Annotated in this window: 12 protein-coding genes; 2 read left to right on the top strand and 10 right to left on the bottom strand. The window is 38.3% G+C overall.

Features of this window, described 5'->3' with window-relative positions:
• Positions 1-188 precede the first annotated feature (188 nt).
• From AC4GZ8_RS13680 to AC4GZ8_RS13660, 5 genes are all read right to left on the bottom strand, one after another.
• Positions 189-359: a hypothetical protein gene (locus tag AC4GZ8_RS13680; protein ID WP_491082429.1), complete on the bottom strand. Its 171-nt coding sequence runs from the start codon at positions 357-359 to the stop codon at positions 189-191.
• 71 nt (positions 360-430) lie between these two features.
• Positions 431-1,573 (bottom strand): CapA family protein, encoded by a 1,143-nt coding sequence (locus AC4GZ8_RS13675; RefSeq protein WP_491082428.1) that lies wholly within the window; start codon positions 1,571-1,573, stop codon positions 431-433.
• A gap of 114 nt (positions 1,574-1,687) precedes the next feature.
• Positions 1,688-2,686 (bottom strand): inorganic phosphate transporter, encoded by a 999-nt coding sequence (locus AC4GZ8_RS13670; protein WP_491082427.1) that lies wholly within the window; start codon positions 2,684-2,686, stop codon positions 1,688-1,690.
• Between the two features lie 15 nt (positions 2,687-2,701).
• A complete protein-coding gene (locus tag AC4GZ8_RS13665) occupies positions 2,702-3,322 on the bottom strand; it encodes a DUF47 domain-containing protein (RefSeq protein ID WP_491082426.1) in 621 nt (206 codons plus the stop codon).
• A gap of 223 nt (positions 3,323-3,545) precedes the next feature.
• Positions 3,546-6,722: an efflux RND transporter permease subunit gene (locus AC4GZ8_RS13660; RefSeq protein WP_491082425.1), complete on the bottom strand. Its 3,177-nt coding sequence runs from the start codon at positions 6,720-6,722 to the stop codon at positions 3,546-3,548.
• Positions 6,723-6,933: 211 nt separating this feature from the next.
• Here AC4GZ8_RS13660 and AC4GZ8_RS13655 point away from each other — a divergent pair, with 211 nt between their 5' ends.
• Positions 6,934-7,806, top strand: coding sequence for a TetR/AcrR family transcriptional regulator (locus tag AC4GZ8_RS13655; RefSeq protein ID WP_491082424.1), 873 nt, complete (start codon positions 6,934-6,936; stop codon positions 7,804-7,806).
• A 68-nt stretch (positions 7,807-7,874) separates the two neighbouring features.
• Here AC4GZ8_RS13655 and cls read toward each other — a convergent pair whose 3' ends face one another.
• A complete protein-coding gene (cls, locus tag AC4GZ8_RS13650; protein WP_491082423.1) occupies positions 7,875-9,323 on the bottom strand; it encodes a cardiolipin synthase in 1,449 nt (482 codons plus the stop codon).
• Between the two features lie 179 nt (positions 9,324-9,502).
• Here cls and AC4GZ8_RS13645 point away from each other — a divergent pair, with 179 nt between their 5' ends.
• Positions 9,503-10,798: an aminotransferase class I/II-fold pyridoxal phosphate-dependent enzyme gene (locus AC4GZ8_RS13645; protein ID WP_491082422.1), complete on the top strand. Its 1,296-nt coding sequence runs from the start codon at positions 9,503-9,505 to the stop codon at positions 10,796-10,798.
• Positions 10,799-11,147: 349 nt separating this feature from the next.
• Here AC4GZ8_RS13645 and AC4GZ8_RS13640 read toward each other — a convergent pair whose 3' ends face one another.
• The 4 genes from AC4GZ8_RS13640 to AC4GZ8_RS13625 all read right to left on the bottom strand — a co-directional run bounded on the left by AC4GZ8_RS13640 (position 11,148) and on the right by AC4GZ8_RS13625 (position 18,474).
• Positions 11,148-12,287: a mannitol-1-phosphate 5-dehydrogenase gene (locus AC4GZ8_RS13640; protein WP_491082421.1), complete on the bottom strand. Its 1,140-nt coding sequence runs from the start codon at positions 12,285-12,287 to the stop codon at positions 11,148-11,150.
• A 5-nt stretch (positions 12,288-12,292) separates the two neighbouring features.
• Complete coding sequence (locus AC4GZ8_RS13635) at positions 12,293-14,374, bottom strand: BglG family transcription antiterminator (protein WP_491082420.1); 2,082 nt, start codon at positions 14,372-14,374, stop codon at positions 12,293-12,295.
• 631 nt (positions 14,375-15,005) lie between these two features.
• Positions 15,006-16,919: a PTS mannitol transporter subunit IICBA gene (locus AC4GZ8_RS13630; protein WP_491082419.1), complete on the bottom strand. Its 1,914-nt coding sequence runs from the start codon at positions 16,917-16,919 to the stop codon at positions 15,006-15,008.
• A gap of 574 nt (positions 16,920-17,493) precedes the next feature.
• A complete protein-coding gene (locus AC4GZ8_RS13625; RefSeq protein ID WP_491082418.1) occupies positions 17,494-18,474 on the bottom strand; it encodes an ABC transporter substrate-binding protein in 981 nt (326 codons plus the stop codon).
• Position 18,475 lies beyond the last annotated feature (1 nt).

Here is an 18,475-nt window from a genome sequence, read left to right as displayed (position 1 = left end):
TATGAACTGGAGCACTCCGTATGAGATAAAGGAAACACGAAGAGCGATAGCGATTCGATGTTGACTTATCGTAAGGAGGAGTGTGAAGTTCACTAGTTGCTGGGGCCTGGAGCTAGACACTAAAACTAAGTATAAGTACAAAATTTTATACTTGTAATAAAAAACAAAAAACAGGTGAGCCCCTGTTTTCATTCGTACTTTCTTCTTCTATTCCGTAACTTCTCTCGTTTTTCTTCACTCTCAACCAAATCCCATGCTGTGCTATACCGATATTTCTTTCCCCAAATTTGAATAAGCATACGCAATCCCGTAATCAAACTTAATAGTAAAAGGCTAATGATTAAAAATAAAATATCCATCTTAGTTTCCCCCAATCACTCTTGTACACATATATATGTGAGATAAGAGGAAACATGATGTTTTTTTAAACCTATGTAAAAGAAAAGATTAGTTCCGGCAACCACTTTTTCAGATGAATTTTTATTTCGTCATATACAATTTTTTTGTCAGGTAATTGTTCGAGAGGATAAACATAATAATCTTCACTCACAAAGGTAGGAATAAAGGACGGTTCCTTCAGTTCAATTTCGCCATTTTCCAGCTTTTTTTCAACGTTTATCTTTAAAACTCCGCCGATATCCTTGTAATCACCATTTTGTCCTGTAAAAAAATTCCCAAGAGAATATGCGACAAATGAGCGTTTTCCGTCTTCTCTTTCGATCCATTCCATTGGCTGAAGAACATGCGGGTGATGCCCAATGATGATGTCTGCCCCTGCATTTGCTGTTTTGACGGCTAATTGCTTTTGCTCCTCATTTTGCAATCTCTCATATTCTTTCCCAAAATGAAGACTTACGACAACTACGTCTGAAATCACTCTAGCTTTTAAGATGTCCTGTTCTATGTTTTTCTCTTCGATTCTATTCACTAAATAAGGTTTATCCTTAGGAGTTTCAATCCCATTTGTACCATATGTATAGGCCAAGAAGGAAAAAGTAATTCCATTCTTTTCAATTGTTCTAATGTTCTTTTTATCTTCTTCTGATAAAAAAGCTCCAGTATAAGGCATTCCCATTTGATTCCAATGGGAAATTGCACTTTGGATTGCCTTCTCTCCACGATCCAAGGTATGGTTGTTGGCAATTGTGACAAGATCGACCCCACTATCCTTTAATACTTCTCCGATTTCATAAGGGCTGTTAAAAGAAGGATATGAAGAAAGTCCAATCTCAGTTCCACCAATCATTGATTCTTGGTTCGCAATGGTTATATCAGCATCATTTAATAAAGACCTAACATGCTCAAGATTTGGTGTAAAGTCATATTTCCCATCGGCAATTTGTGCAGGCTGATAGACCCGGTCATGGATTAATATGTCACCAATAGCGGAGAAAGAAGCTGTAGTCGTCATGATTTCTTTATCTTCCTCTTTGGTCTCGATAAGCTGTTGATCTAAATGATCTGCTCTTTTCACTATTTTATTTTCAGACTTTAATGCAGATTGGCCATAATAAAAACCTAAACCACATACAACAAAAAAGACGATTACTAGTAATATGATTACCTTTTTCATCAGGAAGACTCCTTACCTCTCGTGTTTGAAAACGTTTCTATTGTATATAGTTTATCTTATTATGAAGCGGAAATTAAGAAAAAAGCAGAATTCAGTCGAATTCTACTTCATTCTTTAGATTATGAAGTTAAGAACATAATAAACAATTCCAGCTAAAACCGCTGATGCTGGCAGGGTGACAATCCATGTAAATACCATGGCTTGAGCTGTCCCCCAATTTACTCCTTTGGCACGTTGTGAAGCCCCTACTCCAAGAATTGATGATGAAATAACATGTGTTGTGCTGACTGGCAGGTGAAAAAAGGTTGCTCCTAAAATGATGGAAGCTGAAGAAAGATCAGCAGCTACTCCATTTACAGGCCTGATTTTCATGATTTTATTTCCAACAGTTCGAATGATTCTCCAGCCGCCTACTGATGTCCCAAGACCCATCGCAAGTGCACATGAGAGCTGGACCCAAAATGGAATGTCCAGTGTTTCATGATAGTTGTTGGCAATCAAGGCTAGTGTTATGATCCCCATTGCTTTCTGGGCATCATTTGTACCATGTGTATAAGCCTGAAATGCGGCAGTGATAATTTGAATTCTGCGAAATCGATTATTTGACTTTGTTAACGAGTGATTTCGAAATAAACCCTTAAATAGACTAAATACGATATACCCAATGATAAATGCTAAAACGGGAGATAAAAAAAGTGCCTGCACAATCTTTGAAAATCCTAAATAATTTATACTCTCAAAACCAGAAGCTGCAATCGCTGCCCCAACAATAGAACCGATGATTGCATGGGACGAGCTGCTCGGAATTCCGTAATACCACGTGATTAAATTCCAGGCAATCGCTGAGATAAGCGCTGATAAAATCACAACAGATCCGTTTTCAATCGTAAATGGATCTACAATTCCACTTGTAATTGTCTTTGCAACACCTGTAAACGTAAGTGCTCCGATAAAATTCATCAACGATGCTAATATAATCGCATGTCTTGGCTTTAAAGCTTTGGTTGAAACACTCGTCGCAATGGCATTCGCCGTATCATGAAAGCCATTAATAAAGTCAAAAGACAATGCTCCAATCACAATCAAAATTGTCATCATCAACATCATATCCATACTTATTCGGTCTCCTTACGCATTTTTCATCACGATGCTGTCTAATGTATTCGCAACCTTGCGACAGCTATCTACAATGCTTTCAAGTGACTCGTAAATATCTTTATATTGAATGATTTTGATCGGATCCTTTACGTTTGCGAATAAATTTTTAACAGCTGTCCGAAGCAGGTTATCACTGTTTGTCTCATGTTCTTTTAATTTTAACGCATACGCTGGAATGGACTGCAATTTCTTCAATGATAAAAGGGTAACAGCCTCAGAAATTTCCTTTGAGCATTGATGATTTATGTCCAAAAATTTCTTCATATGATTGGTTAAGCTTGTGACTGAATACATCTCAAGCAATGCAGCAACCTGCTCAATTCCATCTAAAACATCATCAATATGCAGGGCAAGCTGTAAAATATCTTCACGATCAATCGGAGTGATAAACGTTTGGTTGAGCTCCCTTGTAATGCTTTGAATGTGTTCATCACCTGCTGATTCATACTCTTTTACATGTTCTAAAAAAATTTGCAAATCATGATGATTGGAAATCTTCTGTTCAACACAAAATTTGGTTGTTTCTTGAAGGTTGCTTGTTATGTTTAATAAAAGCTCTGAAAATTTATCTTTTTTTCCCTTTGAAAACATTATGCTGATCCTCCATCAAGTAAAGCCTTGTCCTAATATGATAAATACGTATATGAAAGGCAAAACATGCCTTCTAAATGCAGATTACTAAGTATTGTAGCTTATATCATAAGTTGAACGCTAGTTGTTTCAGGCTAATTGGAAAATATATTTTTGTATCGAATGCCTATAAGAGAAAAAAGAAGGACCTAACACATCAAACTATGTGTCAGGCCCTTCACTTTTACTCTTCTTCAACTAATGATTTTTTTCTACGCAGCTTGCTTAATAATTCATATACAATTGGCACAATAACCAGTGTTAATAGTGTTGAGCTTGTTAAACCGCCAATAACCGTTACACCAAGCCCTTTTGAAATCATTCCGCTACCTTCGAGACCTAACGCTAATGGGATAAGCGCACCAATCGTCGCAATTGCGGTCATTAGGATTGGACGGAGACGTGTTGTTCCAGCTTCTAATAACGCTTCACGTGTGCTTAACCCTTCTTTTTCTTTGTGAATAACGCGGTCAATTAATACGATGGCGTTCGTCACAACGATACCGATTAGCATAAGCGCACCGATCATGGCATTAACACTTAGTGTCTCACCCGCAATGAGCAAGCCGACTAGCGCACCGATAATCGTAAATGGCAGAGAAAATAAAATCGCAAATGGTGCTAAGCCTCCGCCAAATGTTATCACAAGAATGAGATAAACGATCGCGATCGCTGCAATCATCGCTAATCCTAGCTGTGTAAATGATTCTTGAATATCCTCTGTTACACCGCCCATATTTACTTCTATGCTTGATGGCAGATCGAGATCATCAACTTTCGTTTGAACGTCTGTTGATACTTTTGCTACATCATCTGATTTGATTTCACCAGATACTTGAACATAGATTTTTCCGTCACGTCTTGTGATTGTATCAGATGTTTCTCCCTCTTGTACATCAACAACATCGCCAATTTTCACTTCTTGGCCAAGAGGAGACTGGATTGTTTTTTCTGTTAGATCATCAATTGTTTCGACTGTTTCTTCTTCAACTTGCATGTAAACATTCAGTTCTTTTCCATCTTTTTCAATCTTCGTTAACACCGGTCGCTCTCTTGTTGGGCTAAGCTCCATGCCAATTTGAGCTGCTGTTAAGCCAAGCTTGCTTAGCTCGTCTTGATTCGCAACAAATGTATATTCCTCATACGTTTCAGAGATACTTGTTTCTACATTATCAAGATCTTTATTGTCTTTCATAATGTCAGAAATCTCATTCACAACCGGTTCGATCTCTTTCATACTATTTCCGTATACATACATCGTAATGGCATTGCTTGCACCCGTTGACGTGAAGTCTTGTGACGCCCACTCTCCGCCGCCTGTTGCTGTTTCCTTCAAGTCTTCCATTACGTTTTCTTTTTCTTTAGCAAAATTCGGTGTGTCTTCATCATATTCAATGAAGAACATTGCACTATTTGTGTCACCTGGGTTCATAGGATTTTCACTACCTAGTGAATATTGAACCGTTTTGACATGCTCACGGTCCATGAAGAAATTTTCTGCTACTTCTGTTACTTCTTCGGCTTGTTCTCTTGTTTCACCTGGTGTTGGCTTGTACGTAACGATCATCATTTTTTGTTCTTCTGATGAAAGGAAACTTACACCGATCACAGGAACAAGGAATAAGCTTCCAACTAGCATAATAATCGCAATCGCAGATGTAATGATTTTATGGTTTAATGTCCAATTTAAAATCGAACGGTATGCATTCGTCATTTTCCCCGGCTTGTGCTCATCATGCTGCTTAAGGTTTTTACCTTCACCATATAAATTCTTCTTAAATAAGCTATGCGCCATCATTGGAACGATTGTAATGGCCACTAATAATGAAGCTAATAGGGCAAATACCATTGTTAATGCAAATGGCATAAACAGCTCACCAATCATACCTTTTACAAGCGCTAACGGTAAAAATACAGCGATTGTTACGATTGTAGAGGACATAATTGGCATAAACATTTCTTTTGTTGCTTCACGAACCAATGCTTTCCCTTTTAAAGGCTCTCCTTTTAGAGACATTCTTCTGTAAATATTCTCAATGACAACGATTGAGTCATCGACAACACGACCGATGGCAACAGTCATTGCCCCTAACGTCATCATATTTAGCGTAATATCCATCTGCTTTAATAGAAGAATCGCGATTAATAATGACAATGGAATGGAGATCACTGAGATCAGTGTTGATTTAATATCTCTTAAGAATAAGAGAATAATCGCGACTGCAAAAAGAGCTCCAAACATCGCTTTGCTTAGCATTGTATGAACAGACTCTTCAATCGGTGTTGCTTGGTCTAATGTGTAGACGACATCCAACCCGGAGATTTTATCTTCAAATTTTTCTAATTCCTCACTAACTCCATTTGCCACATCAACTGTATTTGCATCAGTTGCTTTGACAATTTGGACCCCGATTGCTTCTTTACCATTTGTTCTGGAAATAGATTCTGCTTTTCCTACTAATTTGATATCAGCAATTTCTGATAGTTTAATAGATGGAAGCTCAATATTTTTTGGTGCCGTTCCTTGAGCTTGGGCTGCATCAGCACCCGGTGACTGATCGGTCATATCAGGTGATGGTGCACCCTGCATACCAGCCTGTTCACTGCCTTGGGTTGCAGGCATAACTGGGATTTCCAAGTTCTTCAGGTCTTCAATACTTGTAATATTCCCATCTACTACAACAGACTTTTCAGTATCATCGATCGTGTATAGACCTAATGGAAAATTCACATTCGCCCCTTGGATGAGATTTTGAACGGTTTCTTCATCAAGTCCTAATTCTTCCATTTTATCTTTCTTAAATGTAAATTCGACTTCTTCTAGCTGCTGACCAGATACTTGCACAGAGGAAACACCATCAACACCTTTTAAGGCAGGAACAATTTCATCCTCAACGATCGATGTTAGTTCTGCAAGTGATTGTTCATCATTCGCAATACTTAATGCTAAAATTGGGAAGGCATTTAAGCTTAATCGAGATACAGTTGGCTCCTCTACCTCTTCAGGTAACTCAAGACCATCTATTGTATCCTTTAGTTCATCTTCCGCTTCATCCATATTTTTTTCAAAGTCGTATTCAATTTGAATGGATGAAGCATTTTGCATAGAATTCGAGCTGACAACATTGACTCCGTTTAAGTTTTGAACAAGCTGCTCAATTGGCTCTGTTACCTGTTCAGTCACTTCCTCAGGTGTCGCACCTGGATAAATGGTCGTGACAGAAATGACTGGGGTATTAATATTCGGGATTGTTTCAAGCTTCATATTTAACCCAGAATACAGCCCTGCTACTGTAATAATAATCGTCAGTAGCCACACGGCAAACTTGTTTCTTAACACAAAATTAATTATGCTATTCATATTATCCTCCAATGATAAGATTTCAAATTGACTAATGGGTCACAATACCCAATAATATAAATGACTAGTCGGTCATAAGTCAATGAACATTGTGTTAATAATAGATTTATTTTTTGTAAATGGCTGTTTTTGCGAACTTTGTTGCAATGTAGTAAGTATTGGTAATGATTGATTTTATTAATCATTAAGTCTTTTTGTAAGGAGACCTAAGATGAAAGAGAAAGAGAAGAAAATGATTGAGACGGCAGTTAGAATATTTGCGACAAAAGGGTATTCATCCACATCTATTCAAGAAATTGTTGATGCCTGCGGAATGTCAAAAGGGGCTTTTTACCTTTACTTTAAGTCAAAGGATGCTCTCCTTCTTGCTGCACTAAACTATATATTCCAATTAGTCCAGGATAAAATTGAATCTGTGCCGGTTCAAGAGCTGTCACCGCGAGATGCCTTTGTCCTTCAGCTAAAAACACAGTTTGAAGAAATAAAAAAGAACAAAGATTTTATTATTATGCAATCCCGTGAACAAGCCATCCCAATTAATCATGAAGTCGAATTGATGATTAAAAAAATGACCGAGTATATTGGGAATTTTTATCACACATCACTTTTGGCCATTTACGGGTCAAAAATCGAACGGTATATTTTTGATTTGAATATGATCCTGCAAGGCATTGCACAGTCCTATTTCAAACTCATTATCTTTGATTTGAGTTCTGTGGATTTAGAAAAACTAGCGGTGTTTATGTTAAGAAGAGCAGATGATCTAGTAGAAGGGTATATGAAGTCTGATGAGGAACCGATTTTAACAACCGAATTTATTTTTCAACTATCGAATCCACCTTCTCAGCTAAATAAAGAAGACATCCTTCAAAATATTAAACTGATGAAGGATAAAACCGATAATGATGACATTCAGGTCACATTAGATGTATTAGAAGAAGAAATTCGTCTAGAGTCTCCACGCAAGCCAGTCATTAAAGGAATGCTGGGAAATATAATAGACATCCCTGACTTAAAATCTTTAAAACAAATGATTGAGCAATTTTTTCAGTTAGAAGATCCGAATGAAGAAGAAAAACGCTGAATACAAAAAGCCTGAACAATCTTTTGCTCAGACTTTTTAATACTAAGACTCGCCAATCGGCGAGTCTTTTATAAAATTGGTGAAAGCAGTCTAGAAATCGATTCTTTAACGCGAATTCTTTTTGAACGTTGAACATATGCCTCTAACGTTAATTCTTTCGATTTTTCCATATCATGAATAAATTCCTGATACAGCTTGGTGGCAATCTCAACATCGTATACAAATGCATTGACCTCAAAATTCAATTTAAAGCTTCTCATGTCAATATTTGCTGTCCCCACTGAGGCAATTTCATGGTCGACGACAATCATTTTGGCATGGATAAATCCATTTTCATAAATATAAATTTTTGCCCCGGATTTTAAGAGCTCCCCAACATAAGAAAGTGTGGCCCAATAGACAAATGGATGGTCAGGCTTATCTGGAATCATCAGTTTTACTTCAACACCTGATAAACATGCAATCTTTAAGGCATCTAATATACTTGCATCAGGAATAAAATATGGTGTTTGGATGTATATAGACTCTTTGGCTGATGAGATCATCTTCATATACCCATTTTTTATTTGCTCCCATTCAGAATCAGGACCGCTTGTTACGATTTGCAGGCTGGTCTCACCTGCTTTTTGCGGCTCTGGAAACAATTCAGGAGAATACGAAATGACTCTTTTTTCTGTCGCTTGATTCCAATCAAGGATAAACCGGGCTTGAATGGCATGGACGGCTGTTCCTTGAATTTTCAAATGTGTATCACGCCAATAGCCAAAGGATGGGTCAAGCCCTAAATATTCATCTCCTACATTGAATCCTCCAACATAACCGATGTTTCCATCGATGATCACTAATTTCCGATGGTTTCGATAATTTAAACGCAAATTAATTAACCTTAGCTTTGAAGGAAAAAACACCTCAACTTCCCCTTCAGCCTTGCGTAACTCCTTAAAAAACTTTGGCCTTAAGCTTCTTGACCCAAGATCATCATATAAAACTCTTACCTTTACACCTTGCTCTGCTTTCCTAGCCAACGCAGAAACTAAACGTTTGCCAAGCTCATCATTTTTTAAAATATAGTACTGCAGGTGAATATGATGTTTTGCCTGTTCAATATCATGCAACAGACAATCAAACTTTTCTTTTCCATCTGTAAAAATCTCTACCGCATTATCGTCTGTTAACACCGCATCATTATTAATGACATGCATGTTGATCAGCTGCTTATATTTTTGGGCTGTTTCATTTTTAAAAACAAATGTATTTTGCCGGATCTCTTCCAACTGAGTGGCAAGAAGCTTTTCAATTCCGAGCTTTTTTCGGTCCTCCCATTGAAACATTCGGTACCTGCTTAAATTTTGGCCGAATAAAAGATACAGCAAAAATCCTAATAGCGGGATAAAAAACAGCACCAATAGCCATGCCCATGACGATGTTGCATCTCTTCGCTCTCTAAAAATCACCACAATCGCAAAGACAGTATTTAAAAAGAATATAACTCCGATTAAAATTGATGCAATATCCATATGTGATCCTCTCATATCTTTTTCTTTTCTCATACTTAGTATATCTTGAAAGTAAGTTGTTTGATGAATTATTTGTCAATTTTTTTATATTACCACTGTGAGAAGCCCCTTCACTATGATAAAATATCTCTTAATGAAATTCTAAATTTTTATTTCCTATAGAGGTGAAAAAAAGGATCATGAATGAATTAGCACAAGCTTTAAATCAAGCAATGAAAGAGGATAACGAACACGCCTATAACATGTTGTCTCAGCTTGGAAAGGAAATGTTCTATCCTAAAGGAATCTTAAGTCAATCGGCAGAAGCAGGAAAAAAAGCTCATCGTTTTAATGCAACAATCGGTATTGCAACAGAAAACAATCAGCCTATGCACTTTCAACACATGCAAGACCTTTTTGGCGATAAAGTAGCACCTAAGGATCTTTATCCTTATGCACCACCTCAAGGAAAAGAAGAATTACGTAAAGTATGGCAGGAAAAAATCTTTAAAGATAACCCAAGTTTAAATAAAGATGTCGTAGGTTCACCAATTGTCACAAATGCCCTTACTCACGGCTTAAGTATCGCAGCAGACTTATTTGCTGATGAAGGTACACCGGTTATTGTACCTGATAAGTATTGGGGAAATTACAACATCACGTTTAAAACACGTCGTGGTGCAACGGTAGCAACATTCCCATTATTTAATGAGGAAAACGGCTTTAACACAGCCGGCTTAAAAGCTACTATTGAAGCGCAAAAATCAGCTGGTAAAGTGATTGTTCTGTTAAACTTCCCGAACAACCCAACCGGCTACACACCGCTTGAGTCTGAAGCAAAGGAAATTGCCGCAGTCTTAACAGAAGCTGCAGAAGAAGGCTTAAATATCGTCGCCCTTATCGATGATGCCTACTTCGGGCTATTCTACGAAGACTCTATGACTGAATCGATTTTCAGTTATTTAGCAGATGCACACGAGCGTATCTTGGCTGTGAAAATCGATGGGGCAACTAAGGAAAACTATGTATGGGGTTTCCGTGTTGGTTTTATCACTTATGCTAGCAAATCTGCAAACGTATTAAATGCATTAGAACAAAAAACAAAGGGTCTAATCAGGGGGACAATCTCAAGCAGCTCACACCCTTCTCAGACGCTCATTTTACAATCATTAAAATCAGATGAATTTGCTGTTGAAAAAGAACAAAAATTCGCATTAATGAAAAGCCGTGCCGATAAAACAAAAGAAGTGCTGGCAAAAGAGGAATACCAGAAGTACTGGACGTACTATCCGTTTAACTCAGGCTACTTTATGTGCTTGAAGCTGAACAATATCAATGCTGAGGAATTACGTTTACATCTGTTAGATCAATATGGAGTTGGAACCATTTCTATTAACTCAACAGACTTACGTATTGCGTTCTCTTGCGTAGAGGCGGATGATCTTGAAGAGTTGTTTGATCTGATTGCACAAGGGGCTGCGGATTTACAGAAGTAGTTTTGGTGCCTGTCACTACCTGTAATTTGTCGATTAACGCTCACTGTCTTAAATGGACGGTGAGCGTATTTTTATGGAAGGCATTTTCACTGTATGGGTGACGAACAACATAAAACCGGATGCAATAACCCGAAATGTGCACTTGGGTAGTAACTAAACAAGTTCCTCTCTTTAGTAATCTATCAACTTTGCCTCTTAATTTTTCAACTTCCTTAAAAAATCTATCAACCTTGCCTGATAATCTATCAACTTCAATAAAAAATCTATCATTCGACACAAATTGACACACTTTCATTAAACAAAAATGCCGCCCTTTCTTTAGGTGGGCGACATAGTGAAAGTCTTTCGTTTATTTCTTTAATAACTCATATTGCTTTTTAACTTCTTGTGTAATCTCACTATCTTCTTCTAGGTTACTCACCTTTTTAAGAACAGCTGCTACTCCATCTTCTTTAATCATGTTCTGGATCTCCATTGCTTCGGAATCTTCTTGATAATCGAACAGCAATGCAGCAGCAATTGCTTTTGCAAGGTTAGAATAAGGCAGGCCGGCTTTTTGTGCCTCTGTTGTCGGGCGAACCAGACGGTCTTCAGGTCCTAATTTACGGATTGGTGCACGACCTACTCTGGTCACACCATCGTTTAAAAAGGGGTTTTTAAAGCGTTCAATGTTCTTATTAATATATGCCATATGTTCTTCTTCATTAAGGCCATACTGCTTAACTAAATAGGCTCCAGTTTCCTTCAACGTTTCCTTCACCTGTTCTTCGATCTGTTCATCTGCCAATGTTTTATCGATTGTCTCTTTTCCTTGAAGGTAACCAAAGTAAGCAATAACCGCATGACCTGTATTAACCGTAAACAATTTTCTCTCAATAAACGGAGCAAGATCTTCTACAATTGTCATTCCATTGACTGAAGGAATGGTTTCTTTTGTTTCCACAACCCATTCGTAATAAGGCTCAACAAGTACATCTAAAGATTCCTGATCCTGGATCGGTACAATACGGTCAACGGCAGAATTGAAGAAATAAACGCGGCCTTCAAGTTTTGCCTTTGTTTCTTCATCAAGGTTTTCCAAAATATGCTCTTTTAAAATATCTGTTGCACCAATTTGGTTTTCACAAGCGATAACATACAGTTTTTCGTCATTAGAGGCAATACGATTCGTAATACCTCGGGAAATTAACGGTGCGATTCTCGGCAAAATATTTGGACCGATTGCCGTTGTCAGGTAGGTAGCCTCAGAAATGGTTTTGATTACTTCGTCTTCCTGATGAATATTGTTTAAACCAGACACATTTTCGATTGTCACAGTCTCTTTCTCTTCAGTGGCCAAAACGACATTATACTTTTTATCCTCATTCAGTTTATTAATGATCTGTTCGGCAATATCCACAAAGGTTACGTGATAACCAGATTGAGAAAATAGTGCTCCAATAAATCCTCTTCCGATATTCCCAGCACCAAAATGAACTACTTTTTTCATCATTATCATTCCATTCGTATATAATTTTGTAAGTAATCTAAAAATAGATCTTCCAGCTTTTTTCGAATCATCGATTCATTAGAAGAAGAGAAAATCATCATGGATATATTATTCTCGATCAGACTAGTACTGATGATACTCAGTATCTCCTGTTCCCTCTTGCTCATGTTTGCCGGGGCAAGCATCAAAAGCAGGCTTTTCATGGGCATTTCCCGGCCATCCATCCCCTTAATCATAAAAGGCTGATTAAGGTGGGATACTTGGAAAATTAACTCCCGGATACTTTCACCGCGGCAATGGAACAAGCCCATAGTTGTGTTCGGTATCCCGAGCCCGCCCTTTTTCTCTCTCTCCTCCAACTCATGCATAACCTCATTCGAATCAGTAAGGAGACCATCTTTTTCTGCCTGTCCGACCATTTCATTTAATATGTTTAAATGGCTGCCGGCATATTGTTTTCTATAAACTCGGAAATTATCAAGAATGGACTCAATGCTGGAATGAACATCTTTTATTTCCTGTAAAAGATTTCTCACTTTAGGCTGCGTTTCATTTCCGGCTTCTTTTTTAGCAGCATTTACGGACATTCTATCCTTTGTCAGCTTCTCTAAGTTATTTTGCAAATAATTCCGGATGGATCCTATATCTTTTTCACTCAGAAGCGGACTCACCAGTGTATAATCAATATCTGTAAACGGAAGCCTTACAGTGGAAATAACAATATCATCTCCCCTAAGGGAAGCAGACTCAAAATCTTTGAGTGAAAGGGTCTCAACAGAATGAATCTCTGCTATTTCCTTTTGAATCCTGCTAGCAAGCATCTTGGATGTACCGATACCAGTTGGACAGACAACCACAGCTTTGATTTTCACTTCTTCTTCATGCATAAGCAGCGCAGAGCCAAAATGAAGAACAATAAAGGCAACCTCATCATCTGGAAAATGAATATCCTTAAATACACGTTCCAAGCTGCTCTTTACAGCCATAAACAAAACGGGATACTTCTTCTTGATGTCTTCTGTCATCGGATTGAATAGATCCATCTTCTGTTTCAGCCGAAAAATGGAGGGTTCCATATGCGCCAGCAACCCTTGGTATAAAGAAAAGTCATCAGACAAGTTTACGTGTAGCTTCGAGGATACATCCTCTATCACCTTTTTAATGAGCTGCCCTAAAATGATACTATCGTAATCTATAGAGTCCGCCGTTTGAACTTTTGACCCCTTTAAAATGACACTTAAAAAATGTATATCACTGTTCGTAATTGCTATTGAGAGCATTGATTTCAACTTATCCCCTATGATCTCGATCAGTTTATTTTCATGGGTATAGTCGTTGTTAGACTTTACCCATTCATCTAAAAGCAAATTATTTTTGGTTCTCTGAATGGTCAGGCATATATACACAATGAGTCTGATATAATCACTGTCTATCAACCTTGTCTGCTCTTTATTTAAAGTTGAGTTGGTTACTTGATCGACGACTTGCATACTTTCAGGAGAAAAGTAACCTAAAACAGGTTCAGACAGCTGGCTCCCTTTTTGAATATGGTACAAGCTTTCAATAATATCTTCATAAAAATAGACCAGAAAGAAATTTGCCAGAGCGTGCCGCTTACTTGCCTCATCAGCAGAAATCTCCACACCGACTCCCCTTTTTCTCGTGAGAGTAACCGAAAATTTACTTAACCAATCTGCAAGCTCATCGAGGTATACGGTGAGGGTTGCAGGACTGACACCCAACTGATTCGCAAGCACCTGTTTTTTAAAATAAGGCCCTTCATGAAGCAATGTAATCAGCAGGCTTAATTTTCTTTCCTTAGGAGTTTCATCAGTAGGAATGACGTCGGCCAACTTTTGGATCAGCTTGAATATATGTTCATTTTTTCCATCAATGAAAAGACCTTCGTTGTTCGTTCGTTTTAACTCTAATTGGTACTCATTTAGAATTTTTTCTACTGATTTCAGATTCCGTTGAATGGTTCTTCCGCTAACATTCAAATAATCAGCCAGAGTTGAAACAGTATGCTTTCCGGATGTTCTTATGATTAGATCAATGATGGATTTTTCTCTGGAAGTAATAAACATTCTATCCACTCACTTCTTTTATAAGCTTTCCTTTAAGCTTTATTCGTAAACATTGCTGTTTTTTTTATAAGGCTGTTTTCGCATACTTTGTTGTTTTTAATGCAGTTAAAGGTGAAAAATTAGTTCGTTCCATTGCGCTCCAGACACTCGCTTTCCGCGGGGAGGAAGCCGAGCCTCCTCAGCTATGCCTGCGGGGTCTCGGCCTTTCCTCTTCTCCCTTGTCTTGCTCCAGCGCCTAGAGCCCCTCGAGGTCATAAGCCACTCTTGAATTGAAGACAAAGAACGTCTTCTATTCAAGAGCGTCTTATGCTTGTCGGGGCTGAATAGGCGCTTCCGCATTTCGAAGCAGGAGTCGAGTGTCTTCCGCTCCATTCCACTATAGAGTTAAAATAGTATTCAAAAACAACAATCTTTGCGAAAACAGCCATTTATAAACATTGGGTTATTACGCTGAAAGTGTTGCACAAATCCCAACCAACACCTTACAGGCAACATTTAACTAAGATCCCCAAACCTCTTTACTATAAACGCTTTTTGTATGATCAGGAATAGAAAGAAACATTGTAACTTCTTTGTTCCCTTAAAAAACAGAACAGAAAGGCAGGTATAACCCACCTTTCTCCATTCTTCTTTATTTGCTGTTGATAATATCCATTAATTCTTTTGCTGTTTTTGCCTGTACTAACTGATCCACATTTTCTTGTTCAGAACAGATCACAGCTATACCTGAAAGGATTTCTAAGTGTGTGCCGTCTTTTCCGGCAATACCGAAGATTAACTTGGCCTGCTCACCATTAAAGTCAACGCCATTTGGTACTTGGATAACAGTAAAGCCTGATTTAAGAACTGCTTTCTTCGCTTCTTCAGTACCATGTGGGATTGCCACGTTATTGCCCATATACGTTGTTGTGATGCCTTCACGTTCAATCATTGCGTCTACATAGCTTTCTTCCACGTATCCAGCTTTCACCAATGCTTCCCCGGCAAAGCGGATAGCTTCTTCTTTATTGGCAAATTCCTTACCGATAAAAATGTTTTCCTCTAATAAAAGATCATCATCTTTATCCATATTTGGTTCTGTATCGACAGCTTCCTGCTCGGATTCCTCTACAAGTTCTGCCTGCTCTTCTGTAATGCCGCCTTGCAGACTTGCAATAAGTTTATCGTACTCAGGGCTGGATAAGAAATTATCAACCGAAATATGGTATGCATCTGGCACTTTATTCTTCGCTCTAGGAGTCAGCTCTTCCTGAGTGATGACGACTTGAGCATCAGCTGGGATATTGCTGATTGCTGTATTTGTAACGGATACATCCAATCCTGCTTCCTTCACTTTCTTGCGAAGTAAAGAAGCACCCATGGCACTTGATCCCATACCTGCGTCACATGCAAAAACGATTTTGTTAACCTCTTCAGGAAGTGTTCCTTGATTTTGAGCAACATGACCTGCAACAGAGCTTTTCTTACCTTTCATTTGCTCCATTTTCTTCGTTGCTGCATTAATGTCCTCGTCATTTGTCTTGCTTGTTTTCATCACGATTGCTGAAACGACGAATGATACAACTGTAGCTACAAGCACCGCTGCAAAGTTCGCAAGATAAACCATTCCATCAGCAGGTGTAACTGCCGCGATAGCAAGTATACTTCCCGGAGATGCTGGAGCTTGAAGACCCCCGCCCAATAACACGAGCGTAAACACCCCACTCATTCCTCCAAGAATGACAGAAAGGAAAAGCATTGGTTTCATCAATACATATGGGAAGTAAATTTCATGGATCCCCCCAAAGAAATGAATGATACCAGCTCCTGATGCAGACTGTTTTGCCGTCCCCCGGCCGAACAGCATGAATGCAAGCAATACGCCAAGACCAGGACCTGGGTTAGCCTCCAATAAGAAGAGGATCGACTTTCCGGTACTCTGAGACTGCTCCAAACCAATCGGTGACAGGACACCATGGTTGATTGCATTGTTTAAGAAAAGAATTTTGGCAGGTTCAATTAAGATACTTGTTAATGGCAATAATCCTGCTTCGATCAGCCAGTCAACACCACCCACGAGTACTTCTGTGAAAGCATCAACTGCAGGTCCAATACCTAGAAATGCCAGGATTGCCAGGATTGCCCCAAGGATACCCGCAGAGAAGTTATTAACAAGCATTTCAAAACCAGAACGAATCTTGCCTTCAATCATCTGATCAAACTTCTTGATGACATATCCGCCTAAAGGACCCATCACCATTGCACCTAAAAACATCGGAGTATCAGGGGCACCCACAATGACACCCATTGTCGCTATTGCACCGACAACTCCTCCACGTTGATCGTGAACGATTTTACCTCCTGTATAACCGATTAACAGAGGCAACAGGTAAGTCACCATCGGTCCAACTAAATTGGCAAGGCTTTCATTTGGAAAGAAGCCAGTTGGAATGAAAAGCGCTGTAATTAACCCCCATGCTATGAAGGCACCGATATTCGGCAAGACCATAGAACTAAGGAAGTTACCAAACTTCTGTACTCTTACTTTTATATTAGATTGAGCCATATATTGTCTCCCTTTCATTAATAGTTAATAATAAATAACACTACTATATGATAATGATGAAAAGTCAGTTCTTCAAGGAAGATGAAAACTAACTTTGTCGCGCAAGTCATGACAAACCTGTTGTTTCTGTGACTGACACCGCCTGAAAATAATAGAACTTTAACAAAAACATTCCCCCTTCTGTAAAAGGGAAAGTGAGCTTTTTTGATAGATATTCCACAACTAAGAAGCATACATAAGGTGCATTGGTTAGTATTAGACTATTTGGCGGGAAAAATTCAATTTGTGAAGGAATGATTCTATTAATGAAGAATAATTTCAATTTTAGGTTGGTACCGGGAATATAGAATGGAACACTATTCACAAAAGCTTGTACCACTTTGTGTATGTATTTCATTATCACTTTTAGTCATAGTCAATTCCAACGCTTCATAAGGAGGCAATACGAACTTTCAACAAAAAAACACACCCTTATATAAAAAGAAGTGTGTCTCTTTTATAGATCAATAAATAAAATATACTTAATCCTAGGTTTAATACACAATATTGTCAAGACTTCAAAAGCTAAAATCCTTTATTCAAATACCTCTGGATAAAACCCTTTTGCTAACGTCTCAACTGCATAAGCCATTCGGTCACCTGGCAACACGCTTTCTAAAGTAATTGAAACAAACCTTTCATTTTTCACACAATCCAGCTGTGAAAGGGCAGGATCGTTTTTAATATCTTCTATTTTTTGTTCTAATGAAGGCGCATCATAATCATGGATGACCATCACATCTGGTTCCCTGGCTAAAACCTCTTCATAGCTTACTGTTGTCCATTGTTTATCTTTTATATTATCAAACACGTTTTTCCCACCAGCAAGTTCAATTAATAAGGTTTCGAAATTTGTTCCACCTGCTGTAAATACACCATCTCCACCACTATCATAAATTAGCACATCAACGGGTTCTTGATCAGAAATTGTTTCATGAACCTTGGCAATTCTAGCTTTTTGGTCGTTAACGAAACCTGCTGCAACTTCTTCTATTTGAAAAATCTTGCCTAGATCATGAATCTCTTGGTATATCTCCTCTAATGTTGTCGCACCATTCATATATGTTTTGATGCCAAAGCTTTCTAGTTCCTCTACATCTAGGCCTTCTCCACCGAATTCCCAATCAATTCCGTAAATAAAATCTGCCCCGCTCGTTGTAACAGCTTCTCTTGTAGCTGAACCATATGTTAATTCCGGTATTTTCTTATATTCGGCTTCATATTCAGGAAGGGGTCCTCTGCTATGATTGTTAAGACTACTGCCAATTACGTAATCTGTCAGCCCTAATGCAACGAATAACTCTGTACTATTCGGCCCTAGAGTTAACACGTTTTGCGGTTTTTCTGTGATCACTACTTCTCTGCCATAATTGTCAAAAGTCAAAGATTCATATTGGGTTGAATTTGCTTCTGCTGACTCCTTTTGAACCGTTTTATTTGGGGATGACTGACATCCAGCAAATAAGACCGTTACAATGACTAAAGCTGCAAATCCCCAAAAGTATTTTTTGCTCACA

The sequence above is a fragment of the Metabacillus sp. RB-C-LZQ-3-1 genome (assembly GCF_058315175.1).
The sequence above is the reverse complement of the archived record's forward strand: the minus strand, read 5'-3'. Positions and strand labels throughout refer to the sequence as shown.

Excerpts from the sequence above, each read along its gene's own strand:
- AC4GZ8_RS13660 (WP_491082425.1), bottom strand. The coding sequence starts at position 6,722 with ATGAATAGCATAATTAATTTTGTGTTAAGAAACAAGTTTGCCGTGTGG.
- cls (WP_491082423.1), bottom strand. The coding sequence starts at position 9,323 with ATGGATATTGCATCAATTTTAATCGGAGTTATATTCTTTTTAAATACT.
- AC4GZ8_RS13665 (WP_491082426.1), bottom strand. The coding sequence starts at position 3,322 with ATGTTTTCAAAGGGAAAAAAAGATAAATTTTCAGAGCTTTTATTAAAC.
- AC4GZ8_RS13670 (WP_491082427.1), bottom strand. The coding sequence starts at position 2,686 with ATGGATATGATGTTGATGATGACAATTTTGATTGTGATTGGAGCATTG.
- AC4GZ8_RS13680 (WP_491082429.1), bottom strand. The coding sequence starts at position 359 with ATGGATATTTTATTTTTAATCATTAGCCTTTTACTATTAAGTTTGATT.
- AC4GZ8_RS13640 (WP_491082421.1), bottom strand. The coding sequence starts at position 12,287 with ATGAAAAAAGTAGTTCATTTTGGTGCTGGGAATATCGGAAGAGGATTT.
- AC4GZ8_RS13645 (WP_491082422.1), top strand. The coding sequence starts at position 9,503 with ATGAATGAATTAGCACAAGCTTTAAATCAAGCAATGAAAGAGGATAAC.
- AC4GZ8_RS13630 (WP_491082419.1), bottom strand. The coding sequence starts at position 16,919 with ATGGCTCAATCTAATATAAAAGTAAGAGTACAGAAGTTTGGTAACTTC.
- AC4GZ8_RS13675 (WP_491082428.1), bottom strand. The coding sequence starts at position 1,573 with ATGAAAAAGGTAATCATATTACTAGTAATCGTCTTTTTTGTTGTATGT.
- AC4GZ8_RS13635 (WP_491082420.1), bottom strand. The coding sequence starts at position 14,374 with ATGTTTATTACTTCCAGAGAAAAATCCATCATTGATCTAATCATAAGA.
- AC4GZ8_RS13655 (WP_491082424.1), top strand. The coding sequence starts at position 6,934 with ATGAAAGAGAAAGAGAAGAAAATGATTGAGACGGCAGTTAGAATATTT.